The organism is Bradyrhizobium barranii subsp. barranii, from assembly GCF_017565645.3.
GTDB classification, from domain to species: domain Bacteria; phylum Pseudomonadota; class Alphaproteobacteria; order Rhizobiales; family Xanthobacteraceae; genus Bradyrhizobium; species Bradyrhizobium barranii.
Map to the genome: position 1 here is coordinate 3,604,930 of NZ_CP086136.1, position 13,684 is coordinate 3,618,613.

10 protein-coding genes and 2 pseudogenes are annotated in these 13,684 nt (G+C 65.5%); 5 read left to right on the forward strand and 7 right to left on the reverse strand.

Translation table 11 applies throughout. The features are described from left to right. Positions 1–12: 12 nt before the first annotated feature. Both J4G43_RS17180 and J4G43_RS17185 read right to left on the reverse strand, forming a co-directional pair. Entirely contained in the window at positions 13–783 is a 771-nt protein-coding gene (locus tag J4G43_RS17180) for an SDR family NAD(P)-dependent oxidoreductase (RefSeq protein WP_166098701.1), read from the reverse strand. 262 nt (positions 784–1,045) lie between these two features. Continuing rightward, positions 1,046–1,332, reverse strand: a pseudogene (locus tag J4G43_RS17185) (hypothetical protein). A gap of 112 nt (positions 1,333–1,444) precedes the next feature. On the opposite strand from J4G43_RS17185, the gene J4G43_RS17190 reads away from it, so the two are divergent. From J4G43_RS17190 to J4G43_RS17200, 3 genes and pseudogenes are all read left to right on the forward strand, one after another. Further along, positions 1,445–2,857, forward strand: a complete 1,413-nt coding sequence (locus J4G43_RS17190) for a CoA transferase (protein ID WP_208085725.1) — start codon at positions 1,445–1,447, stop codon at positions 2,855–2,857. Positions 2,858–3,002: 145 nt separating this feature from the next. Further along, a complete protein-coding gene (locus tag J4G43_RS17195) occupies positions 3,003–4,247 on the forward strand; it encodes an efflux RND transporter periplasmic adaptor subunit (protein ID WP_208085726.1) in 1,245 nt (414 codons plus the stop codon). Positions 4,248–4,276: 29 nt separating this feature from the next. Beyond that, a pseudogene (locus J4G43_RS17200) lies at positions 4,277–7,392 on the forward strand (efflux RND transporter permease subunit). 20 nt (positions 7,393–7,412) lie between these two features. Here the strand turns inward: J4G43_RS17200 and J4G43_RS17205 are convergent. The 5 genes from J4G43_RS17205 to J4G43_RS17225 form a co-directional block, all read right to left on the reverse strand. Beyond that, on the reverse strand, positions 7,413–8,375 hold the full coding sequence (locus J4G43_RS17205) for an amidohydrolase family protein (protein ID WP_208085727.1): 963 nt from the start codon (positions 8,373–8,375) through the stop codon (positions 7,413–7,415). 46 nt (positions 8,376–8,421) lie between these two features. Continuing rightward, positions 8,422–8,985: a P-loop NTPase family protein gene (locus J4G43_RS17210; protein WP_208085728.1), complete on the reverse strand. Its 564-nt coding sequence runs from the start codon at positions 8,983–8,985 to the stop codon at positions 8,422–8,424. 25 nt (positions 8,986–9,010) lie between these two features. After that, a complete protein-coding gene (locus J4G43_RS17215) occupies positions 9,011–10,441 on the reverse strand; it encodes a TolC family outer membrane protein (protein ID WP_208073218.1) in 1,431 nt (476 codons plus the stop codon). A gap of 188 nt (positions 10,442–10,629) precedes the next feature. Continuing rightward, on the reverse strand, positions 10,630–11,409 hold the full coding sequence (locus J4G43_RS17220; protein ID WP_085403867.1) for an enoyl-CoA hydratase: 780 nt from the start codon (positions 11,407–11,409) through the stop codon (positions 10,630–10,632). Positions 11,410–11,571: 162 nt separating this feature from the next. Then, positions 11,572–12,207: a hypothetical protein gene (locus J4G43_RS17225; RefSeq protein WP_166098669.1), complete on the reverse strand. Its 636-nt coding sequence runs from the start codon at positions 12,205–12,207 to the stop codon at positions 11,572–11,574. 289 nt (positions 12,208–12,496) lie between these two features. Between J4G43_RS17225 and J4G43_RS17230 the strand changes: the two genes are divergently transcribed. Together J4G43_RS17230 and J4G43_RS17235 are read left to right on the forward strand one after the other, a co-directional pair. After that, the gene (locus J4G43_RS17230; RefSeq protein ID WP_028146986.1) at positions 12,497–13,042 is read left to right on the forward strand and encodes a sigma-70 family RNA polymerase sigma factor; all 546 of its coding nucleotides are present in this window, start codon (positions 12,497–12,499) and stop codon (positions 13,040–13,042) included. A 2-nt stretch (positions 13,043–13,044) separates the two neighbouring features. After that, positions 13,045–13,683, forward strand: coding sequence for an NrsF family protein (locus J4G43_RS17235; RefSeq protein WP_014496784.1), 639 nt, complete (start codon positions 13,045–13,047; stop codon positions 13,681–13,683). Position 13,684: the final 1 nt, after the last annotated feature.

Below are 13,684 nucleotides of genomic sequence, written 5' to 3' on the forward strand. Positions count from 1 at the left end.
AGAGTGCCCGCTCTAAAAATTCACCCGGTTCGAGATCGCGCCGTCCACGACGAGATTGGAGCCCGTGGTGAACCCCGACACCGGGCTTGCCAGAAACACCGCCGCGCTTGCAATCTCCTGCGGCGTTGCCATGCGGCCCGTCGGGTTGCGCTTCATCGCGTCATTGTAGCGCTCCGGCATCTTCTGCTCGATCATGTTCCAGACGCCGCCCTTGAAATAGACCGTGCCGGGCGACACCACGTTGACGCGGATCTTCTTCTTTGCGTATTGCCGCGCCAATCCCTTGGCCATGTGGATCAGCGCCGCCTTGATCGGGCCGTAGGAGCTGGCGAGATCGGCCTGCGCCGCCGAGATCGAGGAGATGATGACGAAGGCGGCATCGCCGCTCTTTTCGCCGCTGGCCTCGAGGAACGGCCGCGCGGCGTCGAACGCATGCACGGCGCCGAGCACGTCGAGCCGGAAGTTCTGCTCCCAGGATGCTGCATCATGGCCCTGCGCCATCGCGCCGGCATTGGCGAACAGCAAGTCGACGCCGCCAAGCTCCTTTGCAGCGGTCTCGATCCAGGATTTCAGCGCCGCGCCGTCAGTGACGTCGACCGGTCCGCCGCTGGCGCGGATACCGCTTGCCCTGAGTTCAGTGACGGTCGCCGCAACCTGATCGGCGTTGCGCGCGCACACCGCGACATTGGCGCCTTCACCGGCCAGCGTCGCCGCGATCGCCCGCCCGATGCCGCGCGTGCCGCCGAGGACGATGGCGTTCTTGCCTTTGAGACCGAGATCCATTGTTTGGTTTTCCTTTTTGTTGATCGCAGGGAGTGTAACCGTTTCAGGAGATACGCAGAAGCCTCAACATCGTCATTGCGAGCGTAGCGAAGCAATCCAGAAATGAATCCGCGGAAACAGTCTGGATTGCTTCGTCGCAAAGGCTCCTCGCAATGACGAGGTCGTAGGATGGGCAAAGGCGCATAAGCGCCGTGCCCACCATTCCTCAACTTGTACAAAGGTGGTGGGCACGCTTCGCTTTGCCCACCCTACGAATTCTGCTTCACTCCGGTGCCGCCCCCACCGGCGGGCCGCCGGGCGGGCGGTGCAGGAAGGTCAGCGAGACGTAGGCGCCGGACCAGGAGCCGATCGCCGCGAAAGCGACATAGAACGGGTTTCGGTGTAGCTGATCACGGCGTAGGAGGAGAGCAGGTACCAGACCGCGCTCCAGTTCGCCGCCGGCACGCGCTTGCGCGCGATCACGGCCGAGGTGAACATGACATAGACTGCGTCGGTGGCCGCCGTTGCGATGAACACGGCGCCTGCGGTGAGGGGATCTACGGCGGCCATTGCATTCCTTTCTGCGATCATGACATGGTCGCGAAAACTACAGCATGATCCGGAAAATGCGCAGCGGATTTCCGAAAGATCATGCTCAAATCTGAAAGGGAGAGAAGCGGTCATGCAAAGCCCCGCCGATATTCTCAAGGATCTCTGGACCTCCATCGGCGGCGACAAGGCCGCGCTCGAACGCGTGCGGCTGACCGGCGAGGAGCCGCAGATTCCGTCCTCGTTTCGCGTCGCCGTCGCCGGACAGACGACGATCGCCGCCGCCGGTCTTGCCGCCGCCGAAATCTGGAGACTGCGCAGCGGGGAGACGCAGGACGTCTCCGTCGACATGCGCCACGCCGTCGCCGAATGCCGTTCGGAGCGCTATTTGCGCCTCGACGATAAGCCGCCGCCGCCAGCCTGGGACGCCATCGCCGGCGTCTACAAAACTGGAGATAACCGCTTCGTCCGCTGCCACACCAATTTCCCGCATCATCGCGACGCCGTCTGCAACGTGCTCGGCTGCGAGCCCGAGCGCGACAAGGTTCAGGCCGCGTTGATGCAATGGAAGGGCGAGGATTTTGAAACTGCGGCCTATGCCGCGGGCGGCGTCGTCGCCCTGATGCGTTCCTACGACGAATGGTCCGCGCTGCCGCAGGCGCGCGCGCTCGCCGAGCTGCCGTTGGTCTCGATCGAGAAGATCGGCGAGGCCCCACCCAAGCCATGGCCGCAGGGATTGTCGAACGGCGATCGTCCGCTTTCCGGCCTGCGCGTGCTCGATCTCTCGCGCGTCATCGCGGGCCCCGTTGCCGGCCGCACGCTCGCCGCGCACGGCGCGGATGTGCTGCTCGTCTCGGGGCCGGAGCTGCCGGCCATTCCCTGGCTCACCATCGACACCGGCCGCGGCAAGCTCACCACGTTGGTCGAGCTGAAGAGCGAGGCGGGCAGGGCGCAGCTGTGCGAGCTGTTGAAGGGCGCCGACATCTTCTCGCAAGGCTATCGCCCGCGCGCGCTTGCAGCCCTCGGGTTCGCGCCGGAGGATGCAGCGAACATCAATCCCGGCCTCGTCTATGTCACGCTGTCGGCCTATGGTCATGCCGGCCCCTGGGCGGAGCGGCGCGGTTTCGATTCACTGGTGCAGACCACGACGGGCTTCAACCACGCCGAGGGGCAGGCCGCGGGCATCGACGGTCCCAAGGAATTGCCGGCGCAGATGCTCGACCATGCCACCGGCTATCTGATGGCGTTCGGCGCGATGATGGCCAAGGCGCGCCAGGCCCGCGAAGGCGGGAGCTGGCACGTGCGCGTGTCGCTGGCGCAGACCGGACGCTGGCTGTGGAATCTCGGCCGGCTCGATGGCGGCCTGGACACCCCGGATCTTACGGGCGAGGCCGTACATGCTGCATTCATCGAGCCCATGCCATCTGGCTTCGGCACGTTGAAGGCGGTGCGCCATTCTGCGCTGCTGTCGACCACGCCGGCGCGATGGAGCCGCCCGGCGATGCCGCTCGGCAGTCATCCGCCACAATGGCCGGCGCGAAACTGACGTGAAGCTGACGCGATGCAATATTTTAACGCAAATGGAAAGGTGGCTGGCGTTTTTTAGGTTGTTTGAAATCCCAATTCAGCACTATTAGCGCGACCGATAAGGCAGGCGTCTGCCGAGATCGTCGCAGACTTGACCGGGCCCCATGGTAGTTGAAAATACCAAGCGATTGCAGGTGTTTACAAAACAACGGGTGATCACATCCGTAGTTTTACTGGCACTCGCCTGCGCCGGTGCCTATGGCTTCCTGCGTGCGGGGGCCAAGGAAAAGAGCCACTCCGAGGTCTCCAGCCAGTCGCGCAGGAATGCGCAGAATTTCACGCCAACGCCGTCCGAGTGGGCGACGCTGACGATCGAGCCGGTCAAGGCCAAGACCTTCCGGGCCGAATATGTCACCGAGGGTAAGGTCGCGGTCGACGAGGATCGCTCGACGCCGGTGTTCTCGCCCTATGCGGGCCGCGTGACCAAGCTGCTCGCGAAGCCGGGCGAGATGTTGAAGCAAGGTCAACCGCTGTTCACGATCGAGGCCGCCGACACCGTGCAGGCCCAGAACGATTTCATCGCGGCGATGACCTCGCAGAACAAGGCGAAGTCTGCGATCGATCTTGCCGACATCCAGTTCAGGCGCGCCAAGGACCTCTATGAGGGCCGCGCCATTCCGCTGAAGGACTATCAGCAGGCCGAAACGACCCAGGTCCAGGCGCAGAACGACGTGCGCTCCTCGGGGACGGCGCTGGAAGCCGCGCGCAACAAGCTGCGCATCCTCGGCTTCACCGACGAGACCATCAAGGCATTCCAGGACAAGGGCGTCATCGATCGGGAGATCACGATTTACTCGCCGATCTCCGGCACCGTCGTGCAGCGCAAGATCGGCCCGGGCCAGTACGTCAATTCCGGCGCCAGCGATCCGGTGTTCGTGATCGGCGACCTCTCCACGGTCTGGCTCACCGCCTTCGTGCGCGAGAGCGATGCGGCCGCGGTGTGCATCGGACAGGACATCAGCGTCAACGTGATGGCGCTGCCGGGCCACCCCTTGACCGCCAAGATCAACTACGTCGCCGCCGCCATCGATCCCACCACCCGCCGCCTCCTGGTCCGCGCGACCATCGACAACAAGGACGGCCTGCTCAAGCCGGAGATGTTTGCCAACGTCACGATCTATTCGGCCGGCGACCGTGCCGCGCCGGCGGTGCCGAAGCAGGCGCTGATCTACGAGGCCGACAAGGTCCGCATCTGGGTCGCGCGCGAGGACAAGTCGGTCGAGCTGCGCCAGATCAAGACCGGCCTCATCAATGGCAATTTCGTCGAGGTCACCAGCAATCTGAAGCCAGGCGAGCAGGTTGTCACCAAGGGCAGCCTGTTCATCGACCGCGCGGCGTCCGGTAGCTGATCGACGACCCAAGAAAATTGAAGACCTGAATGGATCGTCTCGTCGCCCTTGCCGTCAACCGGCGCTTCCTGATGGTCGGGATGTTCGTCGCCGTGCTGATCGGCGGCGTGATCGCGTTCAACCAGCTCAACATCGAGGCCTATCCCGACCCGACGCCGCCGATGGTCGACATCGTGACGCAGAGTCCGGGCCTGTCGGCGGAGGAGATCGAGCGCTACATCACGATTCCGATCGAGACCCAGGTCGCGGGTCTGAAGAACCTCACGACGATCCGTACCATCTCGCTCTACGGCCTCTCCGACATCAAACTGCAGTTCTCCTTCGCCTATACGTATGACGAGGCGCAGCAGCAGGTCTTGAACCGCCTGGCGCAGCTCGCGCCGCTGCCGGGCAATGTGCAGCCGCAGATCTCGCCGCTCAGCCCGATCGGCGAAATCTTCCGTTACCGCCTCGTCGGCCCGCCGAACTACAGCGTGCTCGACCTCAAGACCATCCAGGACTGATCCTCCAGCGCCGCTTCCGCGCTGTACCCGGGGTCATCGACGTCACCGGCTGGGGCGGCAAGAGCAAGACCTACGAGCTCCAGGTCGATTTCAACAAGCTCGTCGCCAACGGCCTGACGCTGCCGCAATTGCTCCAGGCGGTCAGCAATTCCAACGTCAATGTCGGCGGCAACACCGTCAATATCGGCCAGCAATCGGCCGTGGTACGCGGCGTCGGCCTGATCCGTTCCATCGACGACCTCGCCAACACCATGGTCTCGCAGACCAACGGCAATCCGGTGCTGGTCAAGGACGTCGCCACCGTCACTGTCGGTCAAAAACCCCGTCTCGGCATTGCCGGCCTCGACGATTCCGACGACATCGTGCAGGGGATCGTCCTGATGCGCCGCGGTGAGCAGAGCTCGCCAACCATCAAGCGCGTCCACCAGCTCGTTCAAACCATCAACGACTCCAGCATCCTGCCGCCCGGCGTGCGCATCGAGCGCATCTACGATCGCGGGGACCTGATCGACCTCACCACCCACACCGTGTTGCACAACATGGTGGTCGGCATCCTGCTCATCGTGCTGTTGCAGTGGATCTTCCTCGGCGATCTCCGCAGTGCGCTGATCGTCGGCGCCACGATTCCGTTCGCACTGTTCTTCGCCGTGATCATCCTGGTGCTACGCGGGGAATCCGCGAATTTGCTGTCGGTCGGCGCGATCGATTTCGGCCTCATCGTCGACGCCACCGTCATCATGGTGGAAGCGATCTTCCGCCGCCTGACGCAGACCACGCCGGTGTCGGAATCCGAGCAGATGTCGCCCGAGACGCTGTTCGGCATGAAGAGCCACGCCATCCTCAGCGCCGCCGCCGACGTGTCGCGCTCGATCTTCTTTGCCGCCGCCATCATCATCGCGGCGTTCCTGCCGTTGTTCACGCTGTCCGGCGTCGAGGGCAACATCTTCGGGCCGATGGCGCGCACCTATGCCTATGCGCTCGCCGGCGGGCTGCTCGCGACCTTCACGGTTACCCCGGCGCTGTCCGCGATCATTCTGCCTGCGCATCTCGAGGAGACCGAGACGAGGGTCATGCGGATCCTGCACCGGATCTACATGCCGGTGCTGAATTGGGCCGTCGCCAACCGCGGCATCATGCTTGGTGGCGCCGTCGGTCTCGTGCTGATGACGGTAGCCCTCAGCCGGCTGCTCGGCCTGGAATTCCTGCCCAAGCTGGAAGAGGGCAATCTCTGGATCCGCGCCACGCTGCCGCCGACCATCTCGCTCCAGGAAGGCAACACCTACGTCAACGAGATGCGCAAGCTGATCCGTGCCCGGCCCGAGGTGGAATCCGTGGTGTCGCAGCATGGCCGCCCCGATGACGGCACCGACGCGGCCGGCTTCTTCAACGCCGAGTTCTTCGCCCCCCTCAAGCCCGCGAGCCAATGGCCGGGGACGCACGACAAGGAAGAGTTGACCGCGCAGCTATTGAAGCAGCTCGACGATCGCTTCCCAGGTGTCGAATTCAACTTCTCGCAATATCTCCAGGACAACGTCTCCGAAGCCGTCTCGGGCGTGAAAGGCGAGAACTCCATCAAGCTGTTCGGCAGCGATCTCCAGGCGCTCACCGACACCGCCAACAAGATCAAGTCGGTGCTGGCGACCGTGCAAGGCGTCACCGACCTCGCGGTGTTCACCTCGCTCGGGCAGCCGACCATTCAGATTGACATCGACCGTGCCAAGGCCGCGCGCTATGGGCTCGCGCCGGGCGACATCAACGCCACCATCAAGGTCGCGATCGGCGGCGATACCGCGGGCGATCTCTACGAGCCGGGCTCCGATCGTCACTTCCCGATCATCGTCCGCCTCGCGCCGGAATATCGCAGGAGCGCCGAGGCGATCCAGAATTTGCGCATCGGCGCGCCAGGGCCGAACGGCACCGTCACGCAGATTCCCCTGAGCGAGGTCGCCACCATCAGCCTCGTCTCCGGTGCCGCCTACATCTATCGCGAGCAGCAGGAACGCTATCTGCCGATCAAGTTCTCGGTGCGCGAGCGCGACCTCGGCAGCGCGATCCGCGAGGCGCAACAGAAGGTCGCCGAGCAGGTGCAGCTGCCGCCCGGCGCGCACATGGACTGGGTCGGCGAGTTCGGCAATCTCCAGGACGCCATCCGCCGGCTGTCGATCGTGGTGCCGATCTCGCTGGCGTTGATCGGCGTGCTGCTCTGGTTCAATTTCGGCTCGATGACCGACACGCTGCTCGCCATGAGCGTGATCCCGATGGCGATCTTCGGCGGCGTGCTCGGTCTCTTGATCACCGGCACCGCCTTCAGCGTCTCCGCCGCGATCGGATTCATCGCGCTGTTCGGCATTGCGGTCATGGACGGCATCATCATCCTGTCGCAGTTCAACCAGCTCATCGAAGAAGGCATGGACCGCGTGAGCGCGGTGATACGCACCGGCGAGTTGCAGCTCCGGCCGGTGCTGATGACCTGCGTCGTTGCCGGCGTCGGCCTGCTGCCGGCGGCGCTGTCGGAAGGCATCGGCTCGCAGGTGCAGAAGCCGCTCGCCGTCGTCGTCGTCACCGGCATGATGCTCGCGCCGGTCGTGATCCTGGTGACCTTGCCGGTCCTGATTTCCTTCTTCTCCCGCCGCGCGCGCTGATCGCAGGCGGCCGCCGCGGCTCAGAATCCGTAGAGTCGCGCCGGATTGTCGACCAGGATCTTCTTGCGCACCTCCGCATCCGGCGCCCACACAGGAAGCTGGTTGAGGAGCCGGCCGTCTTCGATCTGATAGAAGGGCGCGATGTCGGTGGGCTTGCGTCCCTCGACGGGGCTGGAATCCGGATGCGGCCAGTCGGTGCCCCAGACGATGCGGTCCGGGTTCGCCGCGATCAGCGCGCGGGCGTAGGGCACCATGTCCTGATAGTCGGGCGCGAGGTTCGACGAGCGATAGGCCCCTGAGATCTTCACATAGGCCTTGCCGGATTTGACGAGCGCGATCAGGTCGGAAAATCCCGGCTGTTCCAGTCCGAGCGGCGCCTCGAGGCCGCCGAAATGGTCGAACACAGCCGGCACAGGCGAAGCCAGCACGAGCTCCTTGATCGCCGAGATCATCGGCAGCGTGGTGTAGAGCTGCACGTGCCAGCCGCGTGCCTTCATGCGCTCGACGGCGGCGGTGAAGCGCGCGCGGCCGACATTCGGATCGCTGACGCCGCCGGTGGCGAGATTGATGCGACTGCCGCGAAAACCGTCCGCCTGCATCGCGTCGAGCTGGGCTTCCGTGGTCTTGTCGTCGATCACGGCCACTCCGCGTGCGGTCGCGCCGCGCGCCTTCATGCCGAACAAGGTGGAGGAATTGTCGGTGCCATAGACGCTCGGCGTCACGATCACGACGCGCTCGATATGCAGCGCCTTGTGCAGCGCCGCCATTTCCTCGGGGCTTGCCGGTTCCGGCGTATAGACGCGCCCCGCGAAGAACGGAAACTTTTCGACGTCACCATGGATGTGCGTGTGGCAATCGCAGGCAAGGGCCGGAACGTCGAAATCGACCGGCGTCGCGGGCTGCGCCGCACGGGCGTGAGCTTTGTTGGTCATGACTACTCCGGCGGCAAGGGAGGCAAGCAGGACGCTGCGTCGGTTGAGCATGGTTCTCTCCCTGCTTCGTTATTTTTAAGGTGGGACCGGAACAATATCACATCAGCCCGGTAACCCGCTCCGCTTCGCTGCATAGCTGCTCGACAAGATCCGCAAGCGGGCGTGAGCCGTCGATGCGCACGACCGGGCAGGGCAGGCCCGCGAGCCAGGCTTCATCTTTTGTGAGACTGCGGCCCTCGCGATCGCCGGCTTCGTAGCGCGAGGCCCATTCGACGAACGACTCCGTCTCCTCGTGACGCCAGCCACCCTGTGCGACGGCATCAGCTCCGAAATGCGTAGCCTCGCGGCCACGCAGGCGCTGCAAGCGAAGCTCGCGCGGCGTCGTCACAAAGACGACAAGATCGAAGAACGGGACGAGCTCGTCGCCCCAGCCGGTGACGGTTCCGCTCAGCACCCAGTCGCGGCGCGGCAGAAACATCTCGCGCATCAGGCGCAGGCGCTCCGCGGCAGGGCGCGTCGTCTGGTAGGGCGGCACGGTCGGCAGCCAGAAATAATCGTCGCTGTCGTGATGCGGCAGCGCAAGCCGGCCGGCGAGCGCGCGACCGAGCGTCGTCACGCCGGAGCCCGAAGCTCCCATCAGATGGATGCGGCGGCTCTTCATCGGCATCAGGCCAGACGATTTGAAACTACTGCCCCGACGGCGTGCGCAGGCCGTGCCAGGCGTCGCGGACCTGCTGGTAATGCACCTCGGGCAGATAGTCCGGCGTGTTGAGGCTAAGCGTCTTGACGTCGAGATGGCCGACGGCGCTGAGCAGCGTGTAGGAGGCGATGACGCGGTCGCGCAGTGCGCCGATCAGGCGGGCCTTGGCCTGGATCAAATCGGCCTGCGAGTTCAGCACGTCCACCGTTGTGCGCTGCCCGCCGGCGGCCTCGCGCTGCACGCCCTGGAGCGCGACGGTCGCCGCCTTCACCTCTGATTCGGAAGCGGAGACCGTGATCTTGGCGCCCTCATTGGCGACCCAGGCGCTGGTCGCCGCCGTGCGCGCCTGGTTGCGGACCTGGTCGAGCACGAGCCGGCTCTGCGCCGTGATCTCCTTGGCCTGTCGGGTCTGTGCGGCGGCCTGGCCGCCGTCGTAGATCGGCGCGGTGACGTTGGCGACGATCGAGGCCTGGTCTTCGGCGATGGTGCTCAGCGTCGGGTCGTTGCTGCGGCTGCGGCTGGCGCTGCCCTGAAGACTGGCGCTCGGCAGCAGCGCGCCCTCGGCGACGCGGATGTTGGTCGAGGCGACATCGACGTCGAAGCCCGCCGCCATCACCGCCGGGTGCTGGCGGATCGCCGTCGTCAGCGCATCCTCGCGGCTCTTCGGCAGATAGCGGTCGACGACTTCGGCGGGCCGAAGCTGCGATGGCGCATTGCCGATTACCTGCGCGTAGACCGCCTGGCTCACCGCCAGCGCGACTTCCGCGGCGTTGAGATCGGCGAGCCCCCGGCTGAGCCGCGCCTCGGCCTGGGCGCTGTCGGTCGGCGTGACGTCGCCGGCGTTGAGGCGGCGCTGAGTGACGGCGAGCGTCTCGCGCAGGAACGCGACGTTGGAGCGTTGCGCCTCGACCAGTGACTGGTTGGCCAGCACGTTGGTGTAGGCGGTGACCGCGTCGAGCAGCACGCCTTGGCCGACATTGCGCAGAGCCTCGCGGCCGGACTGCACCTGAAGTTCCGCAGCGCGGACGCTGTTGGCGGTGCGGAACCCGTTGAACAGGGTCTGCGTCACGGTGACGCCGATGATCCACGGCTTCAGATTGGCGGTCTGGATCGTGTTGTCGGGCAGCAAATTGCGCACCGATTGCAGGCCGGCGCTGAGGCTTGCCACGATCTGCGGCCGGTAGCCGGCGAGCGCCTGCGGCACGTTTTCATCTGTGGCGCGTTGCCGCGCGCGCTCGGCATTGAGCTGCGGGTTGGTCTGGTAGGCCTTGGCGAGCGCCTCAGGCAGGGCTTCCGCCCATGCGGCGGAGGGCAGGGCGCAACAGAGCGCCAGCGTGGTCCATGTCGCAAGCACAGGACCCACGCCCGATCGATGCCGCGTCATCACGCGACCAACTCTGGCGGCACGCCCAATCATGTAATCCTGCTAAACCCCGGCTGTCCGCCCCCGCCGACGGTGGCCTCTTAACTGTTTAACCAGCCGGGGTCCCGCAGGCAAACTGCCGCGGGGAAAACCCCCATCTATTCCGTGCTTGTTGCAGGTGCGTCACAGGGCTTCTGCACCAGGGCGGCGAAGCCTTACACCAGCCTGACCGCTCGCGGGCATTACCGGTTCTTGTTGACAGGCTTGCGCTTCTCGATGAACGCCGCCATGCCCTCGGAGCGGTCCTCCAGCGCGAAGGTCGCGTGAAACAGGTTGCGCTCGACGCTCATGCCTTCGGCGAGCGTGGTCTCGAAGGCGCGGTTGACCGCTTCCTTGGCCATGGCGACGGCGGGCCGCGACATCGATGCGATCTTCTCGGCGGCTTCCATGACCTCGTCCATGAGCTTGTCAGCGGGCACGATGCGGCTGACGAGGCCTGAGCGCTCCGCTTCCGCCGCATCCATCATGCGGCCGGTGAGGCAGAGGTCCATCGCCTTCGACTTGCCGATCGCGCGGGTCAGGCGCTGGGTGCCGCCGATGCCGGGAATGGTGCCGAGCGTGATTTCGGGTTGGCCGAACCTGGCGGTGTCGGCGGCGATGATGAAGTCGCACATCATGGCGAGCTCGCAGCCGCCGCCGAGCGCATAGCCCGCGACCGCGGCGATGGTCGGCTTGCGGCAGCGCGCGACGCGGTCGCCGCCGATCGCGGCGAAATCCTCGGAGAACATGTCGATGAAGCCTTTCGGCTGCATCTCCTTGATGTCGGCGCCGGCGGCAAAGGCCTTCTCGCTGCCGGTCACGACGATGCAGCCGATGGCGTCATCGGCCTCGAGATCGTCGACGGCCGCGGCGATCTCGCGGAACACGCCGAAGGAGAGCGCATTGAGCATCTTCGGCCGGTTCAGCTTGATGATGCCGACCGCGCCTTTGCTCTCGACGATGATGTGTTCGAACGTGCTCATGCTCCACCCACGCGTTTGATTGGGCGGGCAATGTGCCCGCTGGCGCGGTGGGCTTCAAGGGCCGAAAAGCTGTCGGAACGAGGCCGTCCGGAACGCGCGGCGAGACACGCGTTCCGGACGAGGTCCCTCACCCCAAAATCAGGCCAAAAATCAGGCCAAGCATCAAGCGAAGAACATGCGTGCGGCAGACGCCAGCGTCAGCAGCGTGCCGACGCCGATGAAGATCTTGCCGATCAGCGAGCTCTGGTCCCAGGCCGAGCTGTGGCTGCTCGCCATCACCGGCGCCGGCCGCGCGTCGGTTGCGGCGATCACCGCCTTCTGTGCCGGCGGGTCCTGTTGGAGGGCGCGGTCGATGTCGTTGAGCTGATCGGGCGCCACCACCTGAGCCTCGTCATTCGGCGCGGTGGTATTATCGGCTGCAGCCTGAACGTTGTCGTTGGCGCGGCCGGTCAACGCGGAGGCCGCGGCAGCCGTCGGCGTATCGGCTGCGGCGATCTGCGCGTTGGCGTTGGCGACTGCCGGCGGCATCTGGCTCAAGGCCGGCACGTCGTTTTCGGCCTTCGCCGCGCCGTCCTTCTTGTCGGCCTTGTCGTCGGATTTCTGCGCCGTCTTGCCGCTGTCGCGGTGGCGCGATGCATGGCGCCGCTGCGTGCTCGGCTTGACTGCGTCGGCCTGGTTGCCCGCGCTGTCCGATTTGCTGCTTGCGGCTGAACTCGGTGCCGCCTGTGCAGCGGCTCCGACCAGCACGAAAAGGCCGGCAAGAAGAATCAGTGCGGCGCGCCCGCTGGCTTTCATCATGTTGACGATCTCCCCAATTCCGCCTGTCCCGGGGACGAACAGAGACCCTGGGGCGTGACCACAGCGGGGCAAAAAATGGGAATCTTCGGGCTATCCCGGGCAAAAGCGGGGCAAGCCGCCGCCTCGCAACCGGTCGCCGGATGCGGACGGGACCGATCGGTGTTATGAGCCGTCGCGGGTTTCGACGGCCGCATCGCGTGGCGAGGCATGGCACAGATCACGAAGTCGTGATTGTTCTGGTGCCGGCGTAACAAACTGAAAGAGCTGCCGAATTGCATGGTGAGGGCGCGTGCGCGGACGTGAGGACGAGTGGACCGGCCTGATGCGGTCGGCCATGGCAGGCGATGATGCGGCGTATCATCGCCTTTTGAAGGCGGTCACGCCTGTGCTGCGCGCTGCCGCGAGGCGGGGTCTGGCGCGCGCCGGGCAGCCTCCCGACCAGGCCGAGGATATCGTGCAGGAGATTTTGTTGGCGGTGCATCTGAAGCGGCACACCTGGGACAGCGAAGCCCCCTTCGCCCCGTGGCTGTTTGCGATCGGGCGCAACAAGCTGATCGATGCGCTCCGGCGGCGGGGCCGGCGGGTCTTCGTCAACATCGACGATTTCGCCGAGACGCTGCCGGGCGAGGCACCGCAGGAGACGGCCTCGGCGGCCGAGGTCGCGACGCAGCTCGACACGCTGCCGCAGCGCCAGCGCGACGTGCTGCAGTCGATTGCCGTCGACAGCGCTTCGATCAAGGACACGGCGTCAAAGTTTTCGATGAGCGAAGGTGCGGTGCGGGTCGCGCTGCATCGCGGACTTGCGGCGCTGACTGCCAAACTGCGGGACCACTAGTCATGGATACCGATCAACTCATTCGCTCGCTCGCGGCCGACAACGCCCATCGCGCGCCGCGCGTCGGCGCCGTGCTGACGATGGCGCTGCTGGTGGCGGCACCGTTCTCGATCCTGATCTTCGCCAGCTTCCTTGGCGTGCGGCCCGACGTGATGACCGCGATGCATAATCCGTTCTTCGATACGAAGTTCGCGGTCACGCTGTCGCTTGCGATCCCCGCGATCATCGTCAGCCTGCATCTGTCGCGGCCCGAAGCCTTGATGCGCGGCTGGGGCTGGCTGCTGCTGCTTCCCGTCGGCCTGCTTGCGGTTGCGATCGGCAGCGAGACCATGATGGCCCCGGCGATGCCGATGACGATGCGGCTGGTGGGCAAGAACTCCCGGGTGTGCATGCTCGCGATCCCCGCGATGTCGCTGCCGCTGCTTGCGGGCGCGCTGTTCGGCCTGCGCCACGGCGCGCCGTCGCATCCTGCACTCGCCGGCGCGCTCGCCGGCCTGCTGTCGGCCGGCCTTGCCGCAACGCTCTACGCCTCGCACTGCACCGACGACTCGCCGCTGTTCGTTGCGACCTGGTACACGATCGCGACGGCACTCGTGACCGCGATCGGCGCCTACGCGGGTTCGAAGGTTTTGCGCTACTAGC